The following is a 25,680-nucleotide window of genomic DNA, read 5'->3' as shown; positions in this document are numbered from 1 at the left end:
TGTTGAGTTGGCTAGAATCGATAGGTCGAGTCGTCATAAACGGCTTATCGCAGATGGGTAGTGCTACATTATTAGTGTGGCAAACAATAAAACAATTAAAAATGATTAATCTGTGGCATGTATTTCAACAGATGGCTCACTTAGGGGTAGACTCCTTGCCTATTATTAGCTTAACTCTACTCTTTGCTGGTGCCGTTATGACCTTACAGATTACAGATGTACTCATTACCTATGGTGCTCAAAGTACAGTAGGTGGCCTTATGGCTGTAGCTATGGGCCGTGAATTGGGTCCTATCTTAGTTGGTGTAGTATTAGCCGGCCGTGTTGGCGCAGCTATCACGGCTGAAATTGGTACAATGAAGGTAACAGAACAAATTGATGCCCTACGTGTTATGGCTGTTGATCCTGTTGGTTACCTCGTGGTACCACGTGTAGTAGCGTGTATGATTATGGTGCCAATTTTGGCATTTTATGGTGTTGTTATCGGTATTGCCGGTGGTTACTTTGTAGCCACTGTTATCAAGGGTTTGGCGCCTAGTACATATTTAGATTCTATTCAAATGTTTTCTACCATTTCAGATTTCACCTTAGGACTTATAAAGTCTAGTGTGTTTGGTGCTGTCATTGCATTGGTAGGTGCTTATAAGGGCATGGAAACTAAAATGGGCGCAGAAGCTGTTGGTTTTTCCACTACTAGTTCTGTAGTAACTAGTATTATTCTAGTATTTGTATTAAATTACTTTTTATCTACATTGTTATTTTAGTGGATATTTTTAGAGGGATTTATGATTGAACTACGCAATGTTGTAGTTGCCTACGAGTCACGTGTGATTTTAGACTCTGTTAATCTCACTATTAATGATGGGGAGACGTTAGTTATATTAGGCGGCAGTGGTAGTGGTAAAAGTACATTACTTCGCTTATTAATAGGTTTACAACGTCCTACATCAGGGCAGATTATCGTAGATGGCACAGATATAACTACATTATCTGAAGATGAATTTAATACGGTACGAAGAAAAATGGGGATGGTATTCCAATATTCAGCTTTGTTTGATTCTATGTCGGTAGGTGAGAACGTAGCTTTTGGTTTGCGTCAACATACGAAGTTAAAGGATGACGAAATCAAACGCATTGTGGCAGAAAGACTTGATTGGGTTGGTTTAAAGGGATATGAGTCCTATATGCCTAATGAGTTATCTGGTGGTATGAAAAAGCGGGTTAGCTTAGCTCGTGCTATAGCACTAGATCCGAGTTTAATTCTTTATGATGAACCTTCATCAGGGTTAGATCCTATTACATCAGGTACGATTAGTATACTAATTAAGGGGATGCAGAATCGGCTTGGTTGTACTTCTATCGTGGTAACACATGATATGCAGTCAGCATTTTATGTTGCTGACCGCATAGCTTTACTCGATCAGGGGCATTTTGTAGAAATTTCTGATACAATAGAATTTAAGAATTCTACAAATAAGAAGGTACAACAATTTATTCATGGTGAAGCAGAGCCGATTAACGAATCTGCGATGGGAGATATATAATGAAGTGGACGACGGAGGCCAAGGTAGGGGCTTTTACAATAATAGGTATAGTTCTATTTATTGCAGGCATACTATTTGTAGGCCGTATCGATATTTGGGCTAAACCGCAAATGACAATTACAGGTGATTTCACTCAAGTAAATGGCCTAAAAAATGGGAATCAGGTTAAATTTTCCGGCGTGGCCATCGGGACTGTTTCTGATATTGAAATTACACCGCGTGGCGTTGTGGTTAAGATGAAACTTGATGAAAAAACGCAGATTCCAAGTGACTCGATCTTTTCCTTGGGGTCAGATGGTTTTTTAGGTGATAAATTTATTCAAATTTCACCAGGACAGTCTAAAGTATATTTACAAGATGGTGACTCCGTTAAAGGTGAAGGCGTTGATGCTGTGGATAAGGCCATGCAGAGTGCACAAAAATTAATGGATGGTACTGAGAAGATGCTACAGTCTATTAATAGTATTATTGGTGATCCTGCAACTCAAAGTGCACTTAAATATTCTTTGCAATCTACAGCTGTGATGGCTGATAATGCGGTAGCTATTACACAAAATATGGCGGATGTAACGGCTCAGCTAAATCAAGCAGCACAACAGTTTAATGCTGATGGTAATGCAGGCAATGATATGCGTGCTATTTTAACTAATTTAAAACAAACTACTGATCGTGTAGATAATATGGCTCGTACCATGGAATCAACTGTAACAGATCCTAAAGCACAAGAAAATATTAAGGAGACTTTACATAATACGGCACAGATTTCAGCTCGCATCAATAAACTGATGGGCGGAAAGGCGTACCAAACGGATGTAAATGGAAATAGTGTAGAGGTTGGTATGACTGAAAAAAAGTCATCTACCAAGATTGAACCATCTGTAGATTTGTTGTATAACACAACGGATAATGAATTCCGTGTCAATGGTAGAGTACGTGCCTTTAATAATAAAGGAATGGCTGAAATTGGCCTTTCTAATATGGGGGATGATACTACTTTTGATCTGAATGCAGGTCGATTTATTAGTTCTAAATGGTTGGTGCGTGGTGGTATTTTTGAAAGTGAATTGGGTCTTGGAGTGGATTATAACCTCCGTGGTCCTGTGTCCTTATCAGCCGCGCTATATGACCTTAATCATCGTAAATATCGTATTCGTAGTGATATACGTTTGCATAAAGATACCTATGGCGTTATTCAAATGACCAGACCGTTCAGTTCTACGAATGGAGGTACCTATTTCGGTATTAAACAAGTATTCTAATGACTAACACATTTACTCTATATGAGTATGGAGGTACATATTATGAATAAAAAGGTTCTTTCCTTAGGTGTAATGCTTTCTTTAGTTACTACTGGTGCATTTGCCGCTGATGTAGTAACTACATCCGTTAACAACGGAGACCAATTAAGCAAATATCAAAAAGAAGCTATTCAATTAACACAAAAGCAATTAGCAGAAAAATCTGTTTTAGATAGTAAAACCTATGAACGTACATTAGCTTTAAACGAAGCCCGTACGGTTGATTTAGCATTAGCTAATAATCGTACAGCTAAGCAAACTAAATGGGGTTATGAAGCTGCTAAATCTGCAGTAAGCCAAGTAGCAGCTGGTAAGAATCCAAGTGTTAGTTATGGTTGGAGTGCTCAAAAAACGGGCGGTGACACAGGTAGTGGCAAATCTGGTAGTCATAACTTCTCCATTAGTGCGCCTGTATTCAATCCACAACTCGATGCAAGCATTGATTCTGCACGTTATACTCGTGAAGGTACTGGTGCTAGCTATGAAGAGGCTTTACAACAAGCAAAATATGATGCTCTTAACGGTTATTATACATTGATTATGAGCCGTAATATGGTAGATGTAGCACAACAAGCTGTTAAAGATTATCAAGGTCATGTAACCAATGTAGAGGCACAGTATAATGTTGGTTTAGTGGCGAGCTCCGATGTATTGGCCGCTAAAACAAATCTTGATGATTCTCAAACATCTCTTGTAAAAGCGCAAAATGCTGCAAATTTAGCAGAGGCGAACTTAAATCAAGTTATTGCATACCCTGCACAAACAGCTATTACTACAGCAGAGCATGATTTACAATATAAACCATATAATGTAACTTTGGAGCAAGCGAAAGCATATGCTATGCTTCATCGTTCCGCTCTTGTTAAATCAGCTCTTGATGTAAAATCTGCGGAAGAAGCTGTAAAATCTGCTAAGGCGGGTTATTTGCCTACGGTTGCTGTAAAAGCTGGTCGTGGCTATGGTGATCCAGATGGTTACTTTGGTACAAGTACAAAGTCCTGGAGTGTTGGTGCTAGTGCTACTTGGAACTTATGGGACGGTGGTGCAACACAAAATGCTATTAAAAAAGCAAATGCACAACTTGAACAAGCAAAAGAAGCTAACTTGGCAACTGTTGATGCTGTATTGTTAGCTGTACAAAAAGCATACTTGAATTTACGAGCTGCTGAACAAACAATCCAAAGTACACAAACTGCAGTCGCACAAGGTCAAGAAAGTTTCCGTATTGCTACGCTTCGTTACCGTGCAGGTGTTGGTACGAACCTTGATGTACTTGATGCAGAAACTAAGTTGACAACAGCTCGTAATAACTATGTAGAAGCTCTTTACAATTACAATATTAGCATTGCGGCTCTTGAACAATTAACAGGCGTTCCATTGTCTACACCTGTAGGTCAAGGTGCTGAAGTTATTGCTAATAGTGGTGCTGTTGAACAATTGTCAAAACTAGGCGGCAATCAATAATATGATCTTTAAAAAGACGACTTCGGTCGTCTTTTTTCTTGTAATGGACATTATAGACAATGGGTGTTCTTGATAGGTTTTATAAAATTCACTCTGAAAATACTATAGTTATTACTGTGTCTGTGGTAAGATTAGTATATATATTTATATTATTCATAATGTGTATGGGAGTATCATTATGACCCGTAAAAAGTGGCTCCTTATCGGTGCAGCGATTTTAGGTTTGTCTGGTATTGTTGGTGCCAGCATCAATCCTATGGCTCAAACTTACATTGCACCTATGGTTAAAGAACAAGTAAATAATGTCATAAACGGATCTATAGACTATGATTCTCTCCGAATTAATTGGAATGGTGATGTTGTTCTAACAGATGTGACTATCAAAGATAGAGATGGTCATTTAGTTGGAACTGCTCAAGAGGTAGCTGTAGGAGTTAAACTATCTTCTTTGCCGAAGATTGTCGGTGGCAACACATCAGGGGCTACGGCTATTTCTAGTGTAATCGTTGAGGCGCCAGATTTTCATATATGGCAACTAGCTGATGGGTCGTGGAGTATAACTAAGTTAGTAAAACCATCCGATCCAAATAAGTCGGGTACTTTTGATGGCTCTGTGACTGTTAATGATGGTCGCGTAGCGCTACGTACTAAAGATGGAATAAAGAGGAATGTAGGAAATCTTGATGGGACTATGGCGCTTGATATGAGTGGCATGTCTAAAGGTGCCTTTACTGCTGATGTAGATGGTTCCGCAATTACCTTGAATGGCAAAATTGATATGAACAATGTATCTAATTTTGATCTCTTTGTACAAGCTGATGAAATTGATACTGCTGGTATTATGAGTTTTGTTCCACTTCGTAAGGATCTATCTGTAACGAGTGGTAAGTTACAAGATTTACATTTAAATCTTAAAAGTGAAGATGGCAAATACATTATGAGTGGTAATGTAGGCTTTAAAGGTTCAACAGGCACTTATAAACGGGGTAATACAATTTATAATATTACCGATGGCACGGGTCGCATTATGCTTAATAATGATCAAATCATTATTAGTCGTAGTTCTTGGAGGGTAAATGATCAAGTAACAAAGATCAATGGCTTAGTTACACTAGGCAAAGATGAAGAGTATTTAAATCTTAATGTTGTGGCCGATAAAGTAGATTTAGAGGCGATAACAGACGTCGGTGTTTCTGGTATTGTAGGTGGGCGTGCACATATTGGTGGCACGACAGTAGCTCCACGTGTAGATGCAACGATTGCTAGTGATGGTATTTCTTATAATGGTTACTATATTGATCGTTTACAAGGTGATATTGTATATGATAACGGTTTAGTTCGTACGGATGATGTGCGCCTATCAGTAGGCGAAGGTAGTGCAAAGGTTAAGGGCCAATATGTGGTTGATACAGGGGATTTTGATACTACTATAAAGATTCAAAATTTACCTTTAGGCACTTTCACAAAAGATATGACCTCACCGGTTACAGGTAATATCGATGGTGAGATGCGTATCTTAGGAAAAAATAATCAAGTTACAGATGTTGTAGGCGCTGTTGAAGGTCGCCAAATAGGCATTCGCGGTGTTGTAGTTGATACTGCAAAAGCTAACTTTACACATGCAGATAATAGTACAAATATGACCGTTGTAGGCACTATAGGAGATGGGGCGCTAAGCGGATATGGCTATATCCAAAATGGTAATATAGATGCCACTATTTCCGGTAATGCATTGCCATTGACCGCACTAAGTCCTATTATTGGTCAAGATGTTGATGGCACCTTGAATACCTCTTTTGCGATACAAGGTACATTGGATAATCCAAATGTAATGGGCACTGTATGGGGGCAAGAGGTACATTATAAAGGGGCTCGATTCAATAATATCCATGGAGATATTAAGCTAGATAACCATATTCTCACTATCACCAATGGACATATTGGTGATGGCGATGGGGGCTATGATGTTAATGGTTGGTATAATCTTAATACAGATGTGTTAGATCTAAATGCCAAGGCTCGGGCTGCTCGTATTGAAAATGTGATTCGTACTGTTACAGATGTTCCTATTACAGGTTGGTTTGAAACAGACAATCATATTACAGGGACGGCTGCAAATCCGATTATAGAAGGTCGTGCTCATTTGTGGGATGGTTCTGCTTATGGCAAACTCGTGACCAATGCGTTTGCAAAATATAACTATCAGAATGATACATTAGAGCTTTATAGATTTGATATTGAAGGTTATGGTGCAACTATCACAGGTGGCGGTACAGTATCTAAAGAAGCAATTAATATTGATTTTGAAGGCAAAAAAATTGATATGGGCAGATTGCTCATTAATACGGATTACAAAGTTGATGGTTTGCTATCTGGTCGAGGACAAATTACTGGATCTGTGGATAACCCTCAATTCAATGGCTATATTTCATCCGATGCCTTATCAGTTAATGGGGAATTATTGAACGATATTCATGGTCGTGTTTATGCAGATAAATCGGTTGTAAATGTGCAAGATTTCACCTTTGCTGAAGCCGATGGTGGTCGCTACACTGCTAAAGGTGGTATGAAGTTTGATGATAGTAGACAACTATTTGGTGTATTAGATGTTACTAATGGTAGCGTAAAGAATTTGCTAACCTTGCTAGACCGGTCCAATGAACACATTGATGGCAAATTAAATGGTTCTGTTGAAATCGGAGGTACACGCGACAATCCAAGCGTTAATGTAACAGGCAAGATTAATGATGTAAGTATTGATGAAAAGATTGTTGGTGATGCAACTATCGATGCAAGTCTTGCTAATCGTAAATTCAAAGTTACAACTTTGAAACTGCCTGTTGATGAAGGTCTCATTGCAATAGGCGGTACGATGGATCTTGATGGTCAAGCGGACTTACAGGTTGCATTAAAGGATGTTGATATAGTACCGTTCTTGCCACTTATGGGTAAGGATATTCAAGCTACTGGTTGGGTGACTGGCGTTGTAAATATCACTGGGGAAACTAAGAATCCTAAAGTAGAATTATCCGGTGCTGTAGAGTCGGGGTCCTTTAATGGTGTTGGTATTGATGAAGGTTTTGTATTGGCTACAATGCAAGATCAAGTTATTCAGATTCAACGAATTCAAGGTGCCAAAAGTGGGTATAAGCTAAGTGTCTATGGTAAGATTCCATTAGCGGCAATCTTTACGTCTGGGTATATTCCAGCAAATGATAGCAAATCTATGGATGTAACTATTGATTTTAACGAAGCAGATATGGCTGTTATCCCTCTTCTTACAACTAGTGTTAAGGAGGCAACAGGTCCGTTAAAAGGCACGGTTCACATTACAGGCACTATTGATCAGCCTGAAGCATATGGTACTGTATCGGTACGTAATGGTACGATGAAATTGGCAAGTGTAGAAAATCAAATTACTGGTATTGATGGTGACTTAATTTTCTCTGGTCAACAAGGTGATTTCCAATCCCGTATTAATATGGGCAAAGGCTCAGCTGGTTTGGCTGCTAAAGTAAATTGGTCTGGACATACTCTTACTAATTACAAGGCGGCAGTTCAGCTAGAAGACTTAGAGGTTCGCAGTGAATATGTAAGAGGACCTTTGAATGGTGAACTTTATATTGCTGACCGAGATGGATTGCCGACCCTTATTGGTACTTTAAATCTTGAAAAGATTCAATTCAAAATTCCTCTTTCCTTACAATCTAGTGAAAGTACCAAAGATATGGGGGTGGATGTTACTGTTCATGCGGGTAAAGGTGTACGTTTATATGATCGCACCTTATACAACATGTTTATCAGTGGCGATGTTCATTTTGGTGGATCCTTACAAAATCCAACTGCTAGTGGTCAATTCGATGTTAGAAATGGCACGTTTAAGTATTTGAGCCATGTATTTAATATTACAAAAGGGAATGCTCATTTCGTAGGTGGCTCTTATTTACCAAACTTACAATTAGAGGCTGAAACAAATGTAAGTAATTACACTATTATGCTTGGCGTAAAAGGGACAGTGGATCATATGGACTTATCATTGTCCTCTAATCCTACATTGTCTAGAAAGCAAATCATTTCCATGTTGACCTTCGGCCGCGGTGCAGATTCAAATAGTAGTACTTTGACAAATGAAGATGTGAATGCTGTGGCTACAGCAGGGCTTCAAATGTTTGCTTTTGGCTATGTACAAGATGCATTACAAAATACACTTGGGTTAGACCGCATCAATATTACAACAGGGTCAATTGATCCCGATGAGCCAACCAATAGGGATACGGCAAGTAATTATAATATTGAAATCGGTAAATATGTATTACCGAGAGTCATGTTGACTTATTCTCAAGGTATTAATAACAAACAAAATAAATATGGTATAGAATATTCTGTTAAACGAAACCTTAAGTTCACGGGATGGCATACATCAAAAGGGAACAATTATATAGGTGGTCGTTGGACACGTAGCTTTTAAGAGTATGGCTAGAATGTGTAAACCCCTTAGGTATGCACATTCTAGTCATATTAATTTCATAAAATTTGTTTAATATAGTACTCATTCCAAGCAATTTATGCTATAATGATAAAGATTTATTAGTCTTTATAAATAAGATGTAAACTCTTTATGGGGATGAGTTCTAGGAGGAATTTATGTTTAAACCAAAAGCTTATAAAAGTATGCTTGCAGCGTCCGTGTTGACCGCTGTCATGGGGACAGGCAGTGTATTTGCTGCTGAGGTACAAGCTGGCTATACTCCAGATTTAAATAGCACAACGACGACTAATGCTGCTACAGCAAATGATGCAGCTACTACACAAGCTGTTTATAATGCTGATGCAACTACTACAACTATACAAGATGAAACTGATGCAGCTATCTTAGCTGCTCGTGGTGATACGACTATATCTAGTGACGGCACTGTAGTAAAAGGTTCTGATGGAACTGTTACAGTCAATAATGCTGCTTTAAAAACTGATGATAAACAAGTAAAAATGGTATCTAAAACTACTGGTGGTACTGATCTTGATAAGGCTGCTGAAAATGGCCAAACTCAAGCTGTTACAACAGTAGAAGCACAATATGTCACATCTGCTAGTGCAGAATCTGTTAATCCTTACGTAGGTAAATTGATTACCGGTTTATCTATATCTGGCGTTACAGCTGAACAGCAAGCAAATTTGTTGCCAATTTTAACTGAAAAAGTTGGCGATGCCGTATCTGTTGATGGCGTATTTAAAGATGTAACTAATCTTGGTAATACTGGGTACTTCTCTGAAGTAAATCCTGTATTTACTTCCGTGCCTGAAGGCGTAAAATTGGACTTTGCCGTAACCGTAAATCCAGTTACTACTGGCGTTTCCTTTGAAGGTAATACTGTATATTCCTCCGAAGTATTGACTAAGTTCATGGATATTCAACCAGGTCAAGTTCTTAACTCTGTATCTGTAGGGCAAAAAGTCCAAGGTATTAATGCTGCATATGCTCGTGATGGCTATATGTTAGCACACGTTGATGGTGTCCGTGTAGATGACCAAGGCGTACTTCATATACACATTGTTGAAGGTATCGTAGAAGATATCATTCCAGCAGGTAACAAGAAAACTCGCAATAAAGTTATTACTCGTGAATTTGTTCAAAAGAAAGGAAAACCTTTTAATAAATTCTTGGTACGTCGTTCTGTAGAACGCGTATATAACTTAGGTTTCTTTGATGACGTAAACGTTCGTATGTTGCCAGGTGAACAAGATCCAAATAATGTAATTATTGAAATCGATGTATTGGAACATAAGACTGGTACCATTACATTAGGTGCTGGTTACTCTAAATCTGATGGATTGATGGGCATCGTTGAGTTTGGTGAAGATAACTTCCGTGGTACTGGTGATAAATTTAAAGTTCACTGGGAAATCGGTGGTAAGAAAAAATATAAGAACTACCAAATCTCCTACTTGAAACCTTGGATCGATAGCAAAGGTACATCCCTTGGCTTCTCCTTCTTCAATCGCGAAGATGAATACACAGATTACAATGAAGATGGTAGTGAAGTAGCAGAATACAATAAGAAATCTCGTGGTTTCAATATTTCCTTCGGTCGTCAAACTGGGGAATATACTCGTGATTACTTGACATTAGAATCTCGTAAAGATACTTATAAATGGGATGATGATGATAGCTCTGGCTTCCGTTATGATAAAAATGCGGGTAAAGGTACAAACTGGGATAATGGTTCCTATAACTTTGCATCTGACAACTATGTAAAAAATAACTTCGGTCGCATTAACTCCGTAACATGGCAAAAAGTATACGATTCTCGTGATAATATCTATGAACCAACTCGTGGTCGTCGTATTTCCTATACTACACAATGGGCTGGTCATGGTTTAGGCGGTGACTTCGACTTCTATAAATTCACAGCTGAAGCACGCATGTATAAAAAACTTGGTGCTAAGAATGTATTGGCATTCCGTGCACGTGGTGGCTTTATTCAAGGTGATGCTCCTTATAGCCAATTGTTCACATTGGGGGGTGCTGACTCCTTACGTGGTTATGAAGATGATCAATTCCGTGGCAAGTATATGTACAATGCTACATTGGAATTCCGTTTCCCAATCGTTAAAAAGGTTAGTGGCGTATTGTTTACTGATATTGGTGATGCATGGGATGCACCAAATGTTACATGGTATAATAGTAAGAAAACCTTTAACTATGGCGTTGGTGCTGGTGTTCGTATTACAACCCCAATTGGTCCAGTTAAACTTGACTATGGTGTGGGTAAACACAAAAATAAATTCCACTTCAGCTTCGGCACACAATTCTAATATAGTAAATGTATATGGTGGAGGCCTCTTTTCTAAAGAGGCTTTCACCAATATCTCTATATGGCATCCTTTGATGCAGTGATTTAAAGAAATGAGGGCACTCTATTATGATGCGAATGATGAATAACAAGGCGAATGTAAAGATTTTTTCCATCGTCATTGCTGCTATTTTTATTGTTGGTATTGGTGCGTTAGCTTATACGCAAATGGCTTCGCCTAGTAGTAATAGTGGGACTAGTACTATTGGGGTTATCGATACATCTCGTATGTTGTCGCAAGATAATCCAATTTATATCTCTGCAGCTCAAGAATATATGAGCTATCAAAGCCAATTACAACAAGAAACGCAAGCTAAAATTGATGCAGCACAAGATGATGCTACTAAACAAAAAATTGCTGAAGAAGCTCGTCAAAACCTAGCTAAAAAAGATCAAGAAATTGCTAAATCCGTTCAAGATAAAGCTATGGAGGCTGCAAAAGCGGTTGGTGATGCTAAAGGTCTTAGCGTTGTCATGACTAAAGACACTGTACTATACGGTGGTGTTGATATTACAGATCAAGTATTGAAAAAACTAGCTACTGATGCAAAAAAATAAACTGTAGTTCTATGTAAGGGAGAACGACAATGAACGGGAAACAACGATATATAGGACTAGTCATATTTCTCGTTGCTGCAATAAGTGCTATGGTTTGGGCCTATGGTTTTGTAACAAATCACCAACAGGGTCCTGATGGCATGTCAATAGGTGTTGTACGCATTGATGATGTACTAGAGTTTAATCCATCCTATGCGGATTATAAACAAGCCAAAAATGAACTGGAACTTTTACAACGTCAATATGAACTTGAACAACAAGCCTTAAATGCCAAGTCAGAGACACAAGATAAACAGTTGAAAACGCTTGCACTGGATTCAACCTTGTCAGATGCTCTTACGGTCGAATTGCAAACTCGTATTGCAACAAAAGAGAATGAACTAAATCAGCAATTAAATGCAAAGCGCAATGAATTGACTCAAAAGTATTTAGCTGAGTTAAAGGTTAGTACTAATGAATATGATCTGGAAATCGTAAACCTTCAACTAGACTTATATGCCTATGATGCACGTGTATATATAGATGATGCACAAAGAGCAGCGGCTATGGCTGAAAAAGCTAAAAAAGAAGAAAGATTAAAGGACTTATTAGCTAAGAGAAAACCATCGGATTTCGATGTAAATTCAATTAAAGCAAGGGTACAGGCTGAGCTTGCTCCAATGCAACAAAAAGGGCAGGAAGAGCTCAATCAATACGCTGCATCCCTACAGAAGGAATTAGCTGAGAAACGAGACTCTATGGTACAACAACAAGCACAATCCATCATTGCTAATAATAACCTGCCTGTGGCGCAAGAGTGGAATGATACATGGGCAAAAAAGCTTTCAGATAAAGAAGCTGAAGTGAGTGCACTTCATGAGGCTATTTTAGAAGATGTTCGTATGCGTGTAGCAATTATTGCTGAGGAACAACATTTGGATTTAGTTATCATCGATGATGGTGGTAATATTAAAGGGCTTGATATTACTGATGCAGTGAAGGCGTCCTATCGAGTTCAATAAGGAGTTATATTATGAATAAACGTATTAAATCTTTAGTATTAGGTGCATCTTTAGTAGCTTCTATGGCTATCTTAGGTGGTTGTGGTTCTAATAATGTTGGTTATGTTGATAGCGTGAAAGTGGCAAACAGTACTGAAAAAGGCATTGAAATTACTAAAGAAATCAATGCTAAAAAAGCGGAATTAGATGCTAAAATTGCTGCTGCCGATGAAGCATCTAAACAAAATGTATTTAATCAAGCGAATCAAGAATTAAATGCCTTTGCGAATGCAAAAGCGCAAGAATATCGTCAATATCAAGAACAAAAAATCAATGAACTTGTGAAAGAGAAAAAACTTGATGTTATTATTGAGAAAGGCGCTGTTGTTGGCGGTGGCTCTGATGTAACTGATGATTTGATTACAAAAATGGGTAAAGCTTCTGACGACCAAATCAAAGAAGTTGAAAATGCAGCTAAAGCCCAAGAGCAACAAGATGCTCAGCAAAATGCACAACAAGCAGATCAAGCTGCAACAAGTACAACTGAAGCTGCACAATAATTGAAGATTACCACGGGGGAGGAGTTTGCCTTGGAAAAAACTTTACAGGAACTCGCAAATTTAGTAGGCGGTCAACTTATAGGGGATGAGTCTATTGTCATTACTGAGACACGTAGCTTTGAGCAAGCAGTAAAACAATCCATAACTTTTGCAATAGGTGAATATGTTGAACATATTGCATTATGCCAAGCGGGTGCTGTTATCGTTGAATCGGAAGTAAAAAATGCACCGATGGCACAAATCGTAGTTGATAATGCAAAAGCCGCATTCGCCCAAGTGCTAGAAGTATTCCATCCACCTGTTGTAGTTCCCCGTGAAGTGCATAGTACAGCTATTATTGGCAAGAATGTTACACTTGGTAAAAATGTAGCTATTGGTGCCTATTGTGTTATTAATGATAATGCTGTTATCGGTGATAATGTAACAATTCGACCTTATGTATATATTGGTCATAATGTACGAATTGGGGAAGATTCTGATATCTATGCAGGTGCTATCGTACATGAGAACTGTATTTTGGGTAAACGCGTTGTATTGCGTGCTAAAGCAGTTATCGGTGGTGAAGGTTTTGGCTTTGCCACAGAAAATGGTATTCATACGCATATTCCTCAAGTAGGCAATGTTATTCTTGAAGATGATGTAGAAATTGGTTCTTGCACTACTGTTGATAATGCTACAATGGGATCTACCTTGGTACGTCGCGGTACAAAAATTGACAATCTTGTTCACCTTGGCCACAATGTTGAGATTGGAGAAGATTGTTTCTTGATTGCACAGGTTGGGATTGCAGGTAGTACAAAATGTGGTAACCATGTAATCTTTGCAGGACAAACAGGCTGTACTGGTCATATTACAATTGGAGATAATGTACAATTTGCAGGTAAAACAGGAATTACTGGCAATGTACCATCTAATTCTGTTATGGCTGGGTATCCAATGAGACCTCATAAAGAGTGGTTAAAATTGGCTGCTTACGAGAATCGTTTGCCAGAAATGGTGAAAACTGTAAAACAATTACAAAAAGAAATTGACGCTTTGAAAGCACAGCTTAAGGAGAGCTAATAATCCATGTATAGGTTTATGAAAATCTTTAGTGCCTTTATTTGCTTATTACCTAAAGGTTTGCAATATGCTATTGGTACATTGCTTGGTGAAATTGTGTGGTTAGTGGTGCCACCTAAACGCAAGCGCCTGGCGATAGGCCAAATTTTATTCTGTAATATTACAGATGACCCTAAAGAAGCTCGACGTATTGCGAAAGCTAGTACTACACGCTTTGGCCGTATGATTATTGATGTATTGCGCTATCCTGAAATTAAAGATGGCGCATACAAAGATATGGTGGAGTTTATTAATCGAGAGTACTTAGATGATGCCTTAGAAAATGGTCGAGGTGCAATTTTAGCTGCTGTTCATAGTGGTAACTGGGAACTTTTAGGTGGCGTTCTTGCTTCTGAAGGATATCCATTGATTTCTGTGGCTATGAAACAGAATGGTGATGCCGATAAGTTTATCAATGAATATCGTCGGATTATGCATCAACATGTGACCTATAAAACAGGTGTTCGTGAAATGATTAATGAACTAAAAAAAGGTGCATTTTTAGGCCTTATTATGGATCAGGACCCTGGTGATGATGGCGTTCTTGTACCATTCTTTGGCTATGAAACATTGACGGCTGCTGGGCCAGCTGTACTGGCTCGTATGCAAGATGTGCCTATTATTTTTGTAACCATACATTATAGCCCGTTTTCTGAGAAATATGAGATTGAAGCACATCCACCAATTTATGTGGAACGTACAGATGATAAAAAGCGTGATATAGCGGTAACAACAACTCGTCTAAATGAGTTTATTGAAGATTATATTCGACGATATCCTGAAGATTGGTTCTGGCTTCATAACCGTTGGAAATGGACTCGTCGTTTTTATGGTGAACAAATAGATACACCACCTGATGTTTTTCAATAGTTAATAATTTTAAAGAGATTTTGTTTATGCGATTGTGGAATCTTCAAGATGAAACTGATTCCTACTAGCATGGATGAAATCTCTTTTTATTTTATAACTTATAACTTAGTGTTTAAAAATAATCTATTAAAATTTTAAAGACTAAGAATAGTCTTTCCAATTAGCGTAATATATGGTAAATTTCTTGTAACGCCTATGCAAATAGGGTATAATACATATTGGTGTATAGTAAACGTGAATTCGGATTATGAAAGGACATTCTTATGAGTAAGCCACAACAAACAATAAAAAAGGCTGTTTCATATCAAGGGATTGGCCTTCATAGCGGTGAACCAGTACATATGGTTTTTAAGCCTGCACCTGAAGATACAGGAATTGTGTTTGTCCGCACGGACATTGAAGGGCATCCTTCTGTGCGAGCACACATTGATAATGTGACGAACACTATGCGCGCTACCACGCTGGAAAATGGTGAAGCAAAGGTATTTACTGTTGAACATGTGATGGCAGCGTTCAGTGCTATGAATATTGATAACTGTTATATTGAAATGGATTCTCCAGAACCTCCTGTAGGTGATGGTAGTAGTGCTATTTTTGTCAATCTTATTGAAGAGGCTGGCATTGAAGAACAAATAGCATCGCGTCATATATACAAAGTGACTCGATCTCATGCTGTTTATGATGGGGATCGTTTTATTGTGATTTTGCCATATGATGGCTATCGCATGACTTTTACATCAATTAACAGCCATCCGTTGCTTGGTACGCAACAATGTGATTTTGAAGTATCGCCTGAGTATTTCAAAGCACACATTGGATCGGCTAGGACTATCGGATTTATGAAGGAATTGGAACAATTACAGGCCATGGGGCTTGCAAAAGGCGGTAGCCTAGATAATGCATTAGTCTATGATGATGAGAAATGTCTATCTATACCACGCTTTGAGGATGAATTAGTTCGCCATAAAGCATTAGATGTTATAGGGGATTTATTCTTGTTAGGACCGATTGAAGGCCATGTAATTGCTTTGAAATCGAGTCATGAATTAAATTCAAGATTGGCTCGCAGTATAATGGAAGAAATAAGGGAGACACAGCCATGATTCTTAATCACGAAGATATTTTAGAAATTTTACCTCATCGTTACCCAATGCTTTTGGTTGATCGCATTGTTGAGTTAGAACCTATGAAACGTGCTGTGGGTATTAAAAATGCTACATTCAACGAATTGTTCTTCCAAGGTCACTTTCCAGGGAACCCAGTTATGCCAGGTGTATTATTGACTGAAGCTATTGCTCAAGTCGGTGGTATTGCATTATTGTACCCTGAGGAAAATCGTGGTCTTACTCCTATGTTTACAGGTATTGATAAAGTGCGTTTCCGCCATCCTGTAAAACCTGGCGATCAAGTTCGCATGGAGGTAGATATTGTTAAAATTAAAGGTAAAATGGGCAAGGTTGAAGGCCGTGCCTATGTTGGCGACAAATTGTGCGCTAGCGGTGAATACATGTTTGCCCTTGTATAATAGAATGAGGAGTGATTGTAGTGATAGTTGTAGGCATGGAAAATGCGGAATCCAACATCCATAGTACAGCCATAGTCCATCCAAATGCTAAATTGGGCAAAGATGTAATCGTAGGTCCTGGCGCTGTTATCGGCGAACATGTCGAGATTGGCGATGGCACACAAATCGGTGCACATGTTGTAATTGGTGGTTGGACAACCATTGGTAAGCGTTGTGAAATTTATCCTAACGCATCTATTGGGTTGGAACCGCAAGATTTAAAATTTAAAGGCGAAAAAAGCTATTGTAATATTGGCGATGAAACGGTTATTCGTGAATTCGTAACTATTAGCCGCGCTACTGGTGAAGGTGAAGAAACACGTGTAGGCAATAATTGTTTACTTCAAGCCTGTACACATGTGGCTCATAACTGTATCGTTGGTAATAATGTAATAATGAGTAATTGTGCTGGTCTTGCAGGGCACGCTATCGTTGAAGATCGCGTTGTTATTGGTGGCCTTGCAGGTATTCATCAATTTGTTAAAATCGGTCGTAATGCAATGGTTGGCGGGATGGCTAAGGTGGTACAAGATATCCCACCTTACGTAATTGCTGATGGTCAACCGGCACGTGTTATCGGGCTAAACTCTGTAGGCTTATCTCGTGCAGGAATTTCCGAAGATGTACGACGTGATTTGAAACAGGCATTCCGTATTATTTATCGTTCTGGATTCAGTTTATCTAAGGCGATTGAAGAAATGGAATTACAATTGGATTCTTCCGTAGAAATTGAAAATTTATTACGCTTCCTACGCAATGCTGATAGGGGAATTATGCGTACTCGTCGCGACTAATTATGAAGACCTCGTACAATGTACGAGGTCTTTTTGTGTGCATTATTACTAGTTGAGTTTTATATCAATGATAATTTACATTATATTTATAGAAAAGTTTTGATAGATATAATCGTAGATTTTTTAGTGCTTAAAAGGAATAAGGGAATTATAATAAAATGATGAAGAAAAGGGCATAAACCATGGCTTTTTAATGGTAAAAAGTAGCTATTTATAGTACAATATATTGTATATGATTATGTCTATTTTTAGGCCTTTTCATAGGGAACTTGAAATTACTAATTGATATATAGGCCATGAGGCGATCTAGGAGGTATAGTCTTGGCAAAGGTAGGATTAATTGCGGGCATAGGTGTTTTGCCTGTAGAATTCATGCGTGCCGCTCATGTATTGGGCCACGAGGTGGTTGTTATCGGTGTGGTACCTGATATAGACCCGGCTCTAAAGGCTGAGGCTGATGCTTTCTACGATATTGGTGTTGCTAAACTAGGTAAAATCTTCAAAACCTTGAAAAAAGAAGAGGTTGAAGAGTTAACCATGCTTGGAAAAGTTACTAAAGAGATTCTTTTTAAAGGTCTTACGTTTCCTGATTTAAAAACATTAGGTGTTTTAAAGCGTCTTAAAAATCGTAAAGATGATACGATTATGCTTGCCATCGTTGATGAAATAGAACGAGAAGGCTTTAAAGTATTAGATCAAACCGTATACTTAAAACCATTTATGCCAAAGGTTGGAGTGCTTTCAAAAGCACAACCTACAGATGAGCAATGGGCTGATATTTGTTTTGGTTTTGAACTAGCTAAACAAATGGGTGCCCTTGATATAGGTCAAACTGTTGTTGTTAAGCATAAGGCGGCCATGGCTATTGAAGCTATTGAAGGTACTGATAAGTGTATTTTACGAGGTGGCGAGCTCGGCCGTGGGGATGCGGTTGTCGTTAAAACCGAAAAACCAAATCAAGATGTACGCTTTGATGTGCCGGCAGTAGGCATAAAAACGCTCATGTCTATGATTGATAGTGGTTGTAAGGTACTAGCTGTAGAAGCGGAAAAGACTATTTTCGTACAACAACAAGACGTGCTTGATATGGCAGATCGTCATGGTATTGTTATCTGTGCTGTTGACCAAGAATTTGTAAATTCCAGAAAGGATGCATAATGAAAGTCATGTTTTCCGCCGGTGAAGCTTCCGGCGATACTCATGCGGCAAGTGTAGCCAATGCATTGAGAGAAATAGATCCTTCTGTAGAAATGTTTGGTATGGGTGGCACCTTGATGGAGCGTGCTGGTGTTCGTATCGTGTATGATATTAAGAATCTTGGTGTCATTGGTATTGTAGAGATTGTGAAATCATTGCCAAAATTCTTTAAGTTGCGCACGTATTTGAAACGCGTCATGATGAAGGAGAAACCGGATATTCTCGTTTGTGTAGATTACCCAGGTTTTAATATGAAATTAGCTGCGGTGGCTCATGAACTGGGGATTCCTGTTTTGTATTATATTGCTCCAACGATTTGGGCATGGCATAGTAGTCGAGGTAATACAATCCGTAAGTATGTAACTAAGGTAGCATCTATCTTTCCATTTGAAGCTGAAGCATATCGCAAGTATAAATGTAATGTAGATTTTGTAGGGCATCCTTTACTCGACATCGTACATCCTACGATGACTAAGGATGCGGCCGAAGCATACTTCGGGGCTCGCAAAGAGGCTAAAAAGGTATTGCTCATGCCTGGCAGTCGTAAACAAGAGGTTTTATCCTTACTTGATACGATGTTAAAAAGTGGTGAGCAATTGATGGCGAAGCATGAAGATATTCAATTCTTCTTGCCTCGAGCACATACAATTAATCGAAGTGAGCTAGAAGCGTTTATCGATGCTCATAAGGTGCCTGTTACGATTACGGAAGATCATACATATGACTTGATGCAGATTTGTGATGTGTGCCTTGCTGCATCAGGAACGGCTACATTAGAAACGGCGATGATGGAATTGCCAACGGTATTATTGTATCGTGTATCTCCAATTACGTATGGTATTGGTAAGATGGTTGTGAATGTAACACATGTGGGCTTGCCTAATATTGTAGCGGGTAAAGAAGTCATTCCCGAATTATTACAAGATGCTGTCACTCCAGACGCAATTGTGTCTTTGATAGAACCATTGCTCAGCGATGTAGACAAAAATGAAGCTATGCGCAGTGAATTGCGCGAAGTACGTCATAAATTAGGTGAGCCGGGTGCAGTAAAACGGGTAGCACATCTTGTATATAATCTCGGTAAGGAGAAATGTAATGAATAGTTATTCTAGGCTCTTATACTTTGTAAAGCCTTATTATAAGCGAATGCTTTTTGCAGTATTCTGCATGATTGTCGCTGCTGCTGCCTATTTGGTAGTACCTTGGCTAATTAAGAATGTAGTAGACCAAGTATTAGATGAAAAGAATATGTTTATGTTGAACCTTATTGTAGGTGCTATTATACTCATTTTCCTAATTCGTGGCTTTGCTACCTATGGTCAAACTTATAATATGTCCTACATCGGACAGCGCGTGATTATCGATGTACGTGAGGCTATTTTTAATCATCTACAAAAATTAAGCTTATCCTATTTCGATCGTCGTAAGACGGGCGTTATCATGAGTAATCTTACAAATGACGTAGCTGCATTGCAAACGGCCGTGGTAGATAATTTGATTTCTTTTATCACTGAATCTGTAACACTTATCGGTTCCTTGGTGTCCATGCTTCTCATTGACTGGAAATTGACGTTAGTTACTTTTATTACGGTTCCCGTAGTTTTAGTGATTATCAATGTTTTTGGTAAGAAGCTTCGCGTGGCGGGGCACGATGTCCAAGGGCGTGTAGCTGATATTACGGCACTTTTACAAGAGGTAATTAGTGCAGTTCGCGTTGTAAAATCCTTTGCTCGTGAAGATTTTGAGCGTAAGCGCTTTGAAGACGAAAATGATCGCAATTTTAGAGCGGTTATCAAAGCTACTAAATTGACTAGCTTGTTAAGCCCAATGGTTGAGTTTTCTGCGGCAATCGCTGTAGCGGTCATCCTTTGGTACGGTGGTTACTCCGTAGTAACAGGTGCTATTACTGCAGGCTCTTTGATTGCTTTCTTGATTTATGCTATTAACTTGTCAAATCCCGTAAAACGTTTGAGTCAAGTATATGGTAATATTCAAAAGGCGTTGGCTGCTGCCGATCGTGTATTTGAAATTTTAGATACTAAAACAGATGTTGTGGAGAAACCTGATGCTATTACATTGCCTGCTATTACCGGCAATGTGGAGTTTAATGATGTTTCTTTCTCCTATGATGGAGAAAAGACTGCCTTAGAAAACTTTACCTTGTCAGTTAAGGCTGGCGAAAGTGTAGCCCTTGTTGGACCATCTGGTGCAGGTAAGACAACTCTCGCTAACTTACTACCTCGTTTCTATGATGTAACCGGTGGTTCTGTTACAATTGATGGTTACGATATAAAAGATGTTACTTTTAAATCTTTGCGTGAACAAATTGGTCTTGTACCACAGGAAACCGTATTATTCAATGCTACAATTAAAGAGAATATCTTGTATGGCCGTTTAGATGCTACTGATGAAGACGTGTATGAAGCGGCTAAAGCGGCTAACGTACTTGAGTTCGTTGAGAAGATGCCTGATGGTCTCGATACAATTGTAGGCGAACGAGGCAGTTCATTATCTGGTGGACAACGTCAACGCGTTGCCATCGCACGCGCTATTTTAAAAGACCCTCGTATTTTAATTCTAGATGAAGCTACATCTGCTTTAGATACGGAGAGTGAAAAACTTGTGCAAGAGGCGTTAGATCGCCTTATGAAAGGGCGTACGGCATTTGTTATTGCCCATCGATTGAGCACTGTTCAAAATGCTCATCAAATTGTTGTACTCAATCAAGGCCGCTTGGTAGAGCAGGGGACTCACCAAGAGCTATTAGCTATTGACGGCGGATTGTACAACCATCTTTATTCCGTTCAATTCTCCAATAAAGGATAACCATGTACTGGATATATAACGTATTGCTCATATTCTATTGGATTGGCTTGATTCCGGTTATTTTATACCGACTTGCCTTTGAAGATGGATTTTATGAGCGTATCAAACAGAGTGCAGGCTATATGCCAGCTTCACTATTAAAGAAAATTGAAGGGCGTCGTGCTATTTGGGTTCACGCCGCTTCTGTAGGGGAAATTGTGGCTACCAGTCCATTGGTAAAAGAAGTCAAAAAGGAGTTTCCTGAAGCTGTTGTGGTCGTGTCTGTAGTTACTGCTACTGGTCATGCTATGGCTCATCGTATCATTCCTGAAGCAGAAGGAATTATTTTCTTTCCCCTTGATTTACCATATTTAACTCGTAAAATTTTACATATTATTAAGCCGATTACTATTTTACTTGTAGAAACTGAAATCTGGCCAAACTTCTTGCGTATCGCCGAATCGGAAAATATTCCAGTTATGATGGTTAATGGACGCATTTCAGATCGCAGTATGAAACGTTATAAGTATATCAGTGCTTTTACGCGTGAAATGTTACGTTCTATTGAGCGTTTCTGCATGCAGTCCAAATTTGATGCGGCGTATATTGAAAGTTTAGGTGCTCATACACCTGATATTACCGTAACAGGTAATATGAAATACGATCAAACATATGCCACCGTATCATATGAAGAAAAACAAGCTCTTCTCGATGAATTTGGCTTTGGGAATAATCATCCTATCATTATTGCAGGTAGTACTCACAAAGGTGAAGAAGAGGCTATTTTTGAAACTTTCAAGCAAGTATTGAAAGCGTATCCACAAGCTCGTTTATTGATTGCACCTCGTGAGATTTATCGCGGTCATGATGTGCAAAATATTGCAAAGCGTTATGAATTGAGTGCTATTTGTCGTAGCGATATGAAGGAGCCTGTTCACGAAGGCATTCCCGTTGTTGTTTTAGATACCATTGGTGAACTTGGACGACTGTATAGCTTAGGCGATATTATCTTTGTTGGTGGTTCCCTTGTTAAAACTGGAGGCCATAATATTTTGGAACCAGCTGCACATGGTAAGCCAATTTTGGTTGGGCCTCATATGTTTAACTTTAAAGAAATTTTCGCCTTATTAAACTCTCGAAATGCTTGTGAGCAAGTGAAGAATGGAAAAGAGTTAACCGCTATGGTCTTGCGGTTATGTAATGATAGAGACTTGGCTAAAAAGATGGGGCAAAACTGCCTGGATATCATTAAAGAAAATCGTGGTGCTACGCGACGTAATACACAAGAGTTGCGTTTGCTATTTGAGAAACATCAAATTATTCCGTAGTAAGACTAAATTTGTAGATTAGTTTACTGTATTACATAATAGGAGGCGTCACCTATGAGTGGGGAAGCATTATTCAAATCCATCGTTAGTGGTGAAGATCAATCCGTATTAGGTGATATAGCTCGCTCCAGTTTAGGCCTTTTGAGTAAAGGTTATGAGAAAGCTGTATCAATACGCAATGCTCGATTTGATGAGGGTAAAGGCGTTACGAAAGTTACAGTGCCTGTAATCAGCGTTGGCAACATTACGGCTGGTGGTACTGGAAAAACACCGATGGTGCGATTTATTTGTGATGTGCTTACTCAGAAGGGCCTTCATCCTACTGTTCTTAGTCGTGGGTACCGTGCAGAAGATAATAACAAAAATATTATTATTTCTAAAGACGGAACAATGCTTGTAGAGCCATCTATCAGTGGTGATGAGGCTTGGTTACTGGCTAAAGTTTTACAAAAATCCAATGTAATTATTGGACGTGAACGTTCTAAATCTGCAGAAATCGCTATTAATGAGCTAGGTGCCGATTGTCTTATTATGGATGATGGATTTCAACATCGTGCACTAGCAAGAGATATTGATATTGTACTAATTGATGCATCCAATCCGTTTGGCTATGAACATGTGTTGCCACGGGGACTATTACGTGAACCCCTTAGTGGTTTACAGCGCGCGGATATTATCGTTCTTACTAAGGTTGATCAAGTAGCACCAGGTATTGTATCCGGCATTCGAAAGCGATTAACTCAGATGATTCCCAATATACCTGTCTATGAAACAACCCATAAACCGCAATTTATGTACACCTTAGATGAGTGGGCTAATGGTTCTGTTGGGGCTTCTGTAGATGCTTACAAGGAACAACGTATTATGGCTGTAAGTGGAATTGGAAACCCTCAATCCTTTACACAAACGTTAACTGATGTAGGGTATAACGTTGTTCATACCTTGCCATTTGGAGATCATCATGACTTTTCAAATGATGATGTAGTTGAGATTTGGAAACAAGCATTTGCTCATCAAGCTGATGCTATTTGCATTACAGAAAAGGATGCAGTTAAGTTAAGTCAGTTGCATGCAATTGAAGACTTGAAAATACCGATTCTGGTGCTATCTATAGGGATTGAATTTGTTTCTGGAAAACAAGAATTCATAGAAAATTTAGAGATTTAGTGTATAATAATAAGATACACGAATAACAGAAATGGGGTTTTATCGTGAAGTTTGGATGTGTTATTCCTGCGCGTTATGGTTCTACAAGATTACCGGGCAAACCATTAGCTGATATTGCAGGTAAACCTATGATTGAACGGGTTTATGCAAGGGTATCACAAGCTACAAAGACAGTATGTACAATTGTAGCCACTGATGATAACCGCGTATATTCTGCAGTACAACAGTTTGGGGGAACTGTTATGATGACAGATCCTAATCACCCTACAGGAACGGATCGATTAGCAGAGGTTGCTAGTCATTATACAGACTTAGATGTTGTTATCAATGTCCAAGGTGATGAACCGATGATTGATCCAAATCTTATTGATGACTTGGCACGTCTATTTGAGGAAGATCCAAACTTGCAGATGGCCACAGTAGCTACTCCTTTATTAGAGGAAGAGTACGAGGAGCCATCAGCGGTAAAGGTCATTTTAAATAATCGTAATGATGCGATGTATTTTTCTAGATCTTTAATCCCATATCCTCGTCATGACTTTGTGCGTCCGCCACTAAAACATATTGGCATCTATGCATATCGTAGAGAGTTCTTATTAAACTACGCTAAGATGGAGCCAACTCCGGCGGAGCAAACAGAATCTCTAGAACAATTACGTGCTCTAGAAAACGGTTATACAATTCGTGTTATTCTAACAAATAAACGATTTATCGGTGTTGATACACCTGAAGACTTAGCTCGTGTTAATGCAATTTACGAGCAAGAGGAGAAATAAATGAAAACAGTTCAAATTAAAGATATTACTGTGGGTGGCGGCAAGGGTTTATTTGTCCTTGCAGGTCCATGTGTTATTGAGGACTATGACCGCACATTAGCTATCGGTAAACGAGCAAAAGAGATATGCGAACGTTTAGGTGTTCCCTATATCTTTAAAGCTTCCTTTGATAAAGCTAATCGCTCTAGCTTTAGTTCCTTCCGTGGACCAGGTCTTGAGGAAGGGTTAAAAATGCTTGCTTCTATTAAGAAGGAACTCAATGTGCCCGTTGTCAGTGACATTCACTCTATCGAGCAAATTGAACCTGCAGCTGAAGTATTAGATATTCTACAAATTCCAGCTTTTTTATGCCGTCAAACTGATCTTGTTTACGGCGCTGCTAAAACTGGTAAATGCGTAAATGTTAAAAAAGGTCAATTCATGGCTCCTAAGGACATGGAAAATGTTCTTAATAAAATGAAAGAAACAGGTAATGAAAATCTTATGCTTACCGAACGTGGTTTTAGCTTTGGTTATAATAATCTCGTAGTTGACATGAGATCCTTCCCAATTATGCGTTCTTTCGACTATCCAGTAATCTTTGATGCTACTCATAGCGTTCAATTACCAGGTGGTGCAGGGACTAAATCTAGTGGTAACCGTGAATTTGTACCAAATTTGGCACGTGCGGCTGTGGCTAGTGGCGTAGATGGGTTATTCTTTGAAGTACACGATAATCCTGAGGAAGCATTGTCTGATGGTCCTAATATGTTGTATTTAGATCAATTTGAAGCTGTGCTTCGTGATTTAGTAGCTATTGATAAAATCGTAAAAGGTTAGGGGC

Annotated in this window: 21 protein-coding genes; all 21 read left to right on the top strand. The window is 38.8% G+C overall.

Going from position 1 to position 25,680, the window contains the following annotated elements:
- The first annotated feature begins 2 nt into the window (after positions 1 to 2).
- On the top strand, positions 3 to 764 hold the full coding sequence (locus PK1910_RS04630; protein ID WP_004695453.1) for an MlaE family ABC transporter permease: 762 nt from the start codon (positions 3 to 5) through the stop codon (positions 762 to 764).
- A gap of 21 nt (positions 765 to 785) precedes the next feature.
- On the top strand, positions 786 to 1,544 hold the full coding sequence (locus PK1910_RS04625; protein WP_024061016.1) for an ABC transporter ATP-binding protein: 759 nt from the start codon (positions 786 to 788) through the stop codon (positions 1,542 to 1,544).
- Entirely contained in the window at positions 1,544 to 2,803 is a 1,260-nt protein-coding gene (locus tag PK1910_RS04620) for an MlaD family protein (RefSeq protein ID WP_024061015.1), read from the top strand. Before PK1910_RS04625 ends, PK1910_RS04620 begins: the two co-directional genes overlap by 1 nt.
- Before the next feature lie 42 nt (positions 2,804 to 2,845).
- Positions 2,846 to 4,306, top strand: coding sequence for a TolC family protein (locus PK1910_RS04615; protein ID WP_004695458.1), 1,461 nt, complete (start codon positions 2,846 to 2,848; stop codon positions 4,304 to 4,306).
- A gap of 178 nt (positions 4,307 to 4,484) precedes the next feature.
- Positions 4,485 to 8,774, top strand: a complete 4,290-nt coding sequence (locus PK1910_RS04610; RefSeq protein ID WP_058948507.1) for a translocation/assembly module TamB domain-containing protein — start codon at positions 4,485 to 4,487, stop codon at positions 8,772 to 8,774.
- Between the two features lie 176 nt (positions 8,775 to 8,950).
- Positions 8,951 to 11,119 carry a BamA/OMP85 family outer membrane protein gene (locus tag PK1910_RS04605; RefSeq protein WP_058948508.1) on the top strand — a complete coding sequence of 723 codons (2,169 nt, stop codon included), beginning with the start codon at positions 8,951 to 8,953 and terminating at the stop codon, positions 11,117 to 11,119.
- Positions 11,120 to 11,226: 107 nt separating this feature from the next.
- Positions 11,227 to 11,715, top strand: a complete 489-nt coding sequence (locus PK1910_RS04600) for an OmpH/Skp family outer membrane protein (protein ID WP_004695463.1) — start codon at positions 11,227 to 11,229, stop codon at positions 11,713 to 11,715.
- A 29-nt stretch (positions 11,716 to 11,744) separates the two neighbouring features.
- The gene (locus PK1910_RS04595) at positions 11,745 to 12,716 is read left to right on the top strand and encodes a coiled-coil domain-containing protein (protein WP_058948509.1); all 972 of its coding nucleotides are present in this window, start codon (positions 11,745 to 11,747) and stop codon (positions 12,714 to 12,716) included.
- An 11-nt stretch (positions 12,717 to 12,727) separates the two neighbouring features.
- Complete coding sequence (locus PK1910_RS04590) at positions 12,728 to 13,255, top strand: OmpH/Skp family outer membrane protein (protein ID WP_012864064.1); 528 nt, start codon at positions 12,728 to 12,730, stop codon at positions 13,253 to 13,255.
- A 30-nt stretch (positions 13,256 to 13,285) separates the two neighbouring features.
- Entirely contained in the window at positions 13,286 to 14,317 is a 1,032-nt protein-coding gene (lpxD, locus tag PK1910_RS04585) for a UDP-3-O-(3-hydroxymyristoyl)glucosamine N-acyltransferase (RefSeq protein ID WP_012864065.1), read from the top strand.
- A 6-nt stretch (positions 14,318 to 14,323) separates the two neighbouring features.
- The gene (locus PK1910_RS04580) at positions 14,324 to 15,226 is read left to right on the top strand and encodes a lysophospholipid acyltransferase family protein (RefSeq protein WP_004698501.1); all 903 of its coding nucleotides are present in this window, start codon (positions 14,324 to 14,326) and stop codon (positions 15,224 to 15,226) included.
- Between the two features lie 263 nt (positions 15,227 to 15,489).
- The gene (lpxC, locus tag PK1910_RS04575; protein ID WP_004695472.1) at positions 15,490 to 16,329 is read left to right on the top strand and encodes a UDP-3-O-acyl-N-acetylglucosamine deacetylase; all 840 of its coding nucleotides are present in this window, start codon (positions 15,490 to 15,492) and stop codon (positions 16,327 to 16,329) included.
- Entirely contained in the window at positions 16,326 to 16,751 is a 426-nt protein-coding gene (fabZ, locus tag PK1910_RS04570; RefSeq protein ID WP_004695477.1) for a 3-hydroxyacyl-ACP dehydratase FabZ, read from the top strand. The genes lpxC and fabZ overlap by 4 nt, the downstream gene beginning before the upstream one ends.
- 20 nt (positions 16,752 to 16,771) lie before the next feature.
- Positions 16,772 to 17,584, top strand: coding sequence for an acyl-ACP--UDP-N-acetylglucosamine O-acyltransferase (lpxA, locus tag PK1910_RS04565; protein ID WP_004695481.1), 813 nt, complete (start codon positions 16,772 to 16,774; stop codon positions 17,582 to 17,584).
- Between the two features lie 321 nt (positions 17,585 to 17,905).
- Positions 17,906 to 18,742 (top strand): LpxI family protein, encoded by an 837-nt coding sequence (locus tag PK1910_RS04560; RefSeq protein WP_004695483.1) that lies wholly within the window; start codon positions 17,906 to 17,908, stop codon positions 18,740 to 18,742.
- Positions 18,742 to 19,884, top strand: coding sequence for a lipid-A-disaccharide synthase (gene lpxB / locus PK1910_RS04555; RefSeq protein WP_058948510.1), 1,143 nt, complete (start codon positions 18,742 to 18,744; stop codon positions 19,882 to 19,884). Before PK1910_RS04560 ends, lpxB begins: the two co-directional genes overlap by 1 nt.
- Positions 19,877 to 21,607 carry an ABC transporter ATP-binding protein gene (locus PK1910_RS04550; protein WP_058948511.1) on the top strand — a complete coding sequence of 577 codons (1,731 nt, stop codon included), beginning with the start codon at positions 19,877 to 19,879 and terminating at the stop codon, positions 21,605 to 21,607. The genes lpxB and PK1910_RS04550 overlap by 8 nt, the downstream gene beginning before the upstream one ends.
- A gap of 2 nt (positions 21,608 to 21,609) precedes the next feature.
- Positions 21,610 to 22,914, top strand: coding sequence for a 3-deoxy-D-manno-octulosonic acid transferase (locus tag PK1910_RS04545; protein ID WP_058948512.1), 1,305 nt, complete (start codon positions 21,610 to 21,612; stop codon positions 22,912 to 22,914).
- Between the two features lie 54 nt (positions 22,915 to 22,968).
- Complete coding sequence (lpxK, locus tag PK1910_RS04540) at positions 22,969 to 24,081, top strand: tetraacyldisaccharide 4'-kinase (RefSeq protein ID WP_004695492.1); 1,113 nt, start codon at positions 22,969 to 22,971, stop codon at positions 24,079 to 24,081.
- A 44-nt stretch (positions 24,082 to 24,125) separates the two neighbouring features.
- A complete protein-coding gene (gene kdsB, locus PK1910_RS04535; protein ID WP_004695494.1) occupies positions 24,126 to 24,857 on the top strand; it encodes a 3-deoxy-manno-octulosonate cytidylyltransferase in 732 nt (243 codons plus the stop codon).
- The gene (kdsA, locus tag PK1910_RS04530) at positions 24,858 to 25,676 is read left to right on the top strand and encodes a 3-deoxy-8-phosphooctulonate synthase (protein WP_004698452.1); all 819 of its coding nucleotides are present in this window, start codon (positions 24,858 to 24,860) and stop codon (positions 25,674 to 25,676) included.
- The last annotated feature ends 4 nt before the right edge of the window (positions 25,677 to 25,680 follow it).

The sequence above is a fragment of the Veillonella parvula genome, from assembly GCF_036456085.1.
Classification (GTDB): domain Bacteria; phylum Bacillota; class Negativicutes; order Veillonellales; family Veillonellaceae; genus Veillonella; species Veillonella parvula_E.
This window is presented reverse-complemented; position numbering and strand designations above follow the sequence as displayed.

Bases quoted from the DNA above. Each gene is read 5' to 3' on its own strand.
- PK1910_RS04625 (WP_024061016.1), top strand. From the start codon at position 786: ATGATTGAACTACGCAATGTTGTAGTTGCCTACGAGTCACGTGTGATT.
- PK1910_RS04620 (WP_024061015.1), top strand. From the start codon at position 1,544: ATGAAGTGGACGACGGAGGCCAAGGTAGGGGCTTTTACAATAATAGGT.
- PK1910_RS04615 (WP_004695458.1), top strand. From the start codon at position 2,846: ATGAATAAAAAGGTTCTTTCCTTAGGTGTAATGCTTTCTTTAGTTACT.
- PK1910_RS04610 (WP_058948507.1), top strand. From the start codon at position 4,485: ATGACCCGTAAAAAGTGGCTCCTTATCGGTGCAGCGATTTTAGGTTTG.
- PK1910_RS04605 (WP_058948508.1), top strand. From the start codon at position 8,951: ATGTTTAAACCAAAAGCTTATAAAAGTATGCTTGCAGCGTCCGTGTTG.
- PK1910_RS04600 (WP_004695463.1), top strand. From the start codon at position 11,227: ATGATGCGAATGATGAATAACAAGGCGAATGTAAAGATTTTTTCCATC.
- PK1910_RS04595 (WP_058948509.1), top strand. From the start codon at position 11,745: ATGAACGGGAAACAACGATATATAGGACTAGTCATATTTCTCGTTGCT.
- PK1910_RS04590 (WP_012864064.1), top strand. From the start codon at position 12,728: ATGAATAAACGTATTAAATCTTTAGTATTAGGTGCATCTTTAGTAGCT.
- PK1910_RS04580 (WP_004698501.1), top strand. From the start codon at position 14,324: ATGTATAGGTTTATGAAAATCTTTAGTGCCTTTATTTGCTTATTACCT.
- lpxC (WP_004695472.1), top strand. From the start codon at position 15,490: ATGAGTAAGCCACAACAAACAATAAAAAAGGCTGTTTCATATCAAGGG.
- fabZ (WP_004695477.1), top strand. From the start codon at position 16,326: ATGATTCTTAATCACGAAGATATTTTAGAAATTTTACCTCATCGTTAC.
- lpxB (WP_058948510.1), top strand. From the start codon at position 18,742: ATGAAAGTCATGTTTTCCGCCGGTGAAGCTTCCGGCGATACTCATGCG.
- PK1910_RS04550 (WP_058948511.1), top strand. From the start codon at position 19,877: ATGAATAGTTATTCTAGGCTCTTATACTTTGTAAAGCCTTATTATAAG.
- PK1910_RS04545 (WP_058948512.1), top strand. From the start codon at position 21,610: ATGTACTGGATATATAACGTATTGCTCATATTCTATTGGATTGGCTTG.
- lpxK (WP_004695492.1), top strand. From the start codon at position 22,969: ATGAGTGGGGAAGCATTATTCAAATCCATCGTTAGTGGTGAAGATCAA.
- kdsA (WP_004698452.1), top strand. From the start codon at position 24,858: ATGAAAACAGTTCAAATTAAAGATATTACTGTGGGTGGCGGCAAGGGT.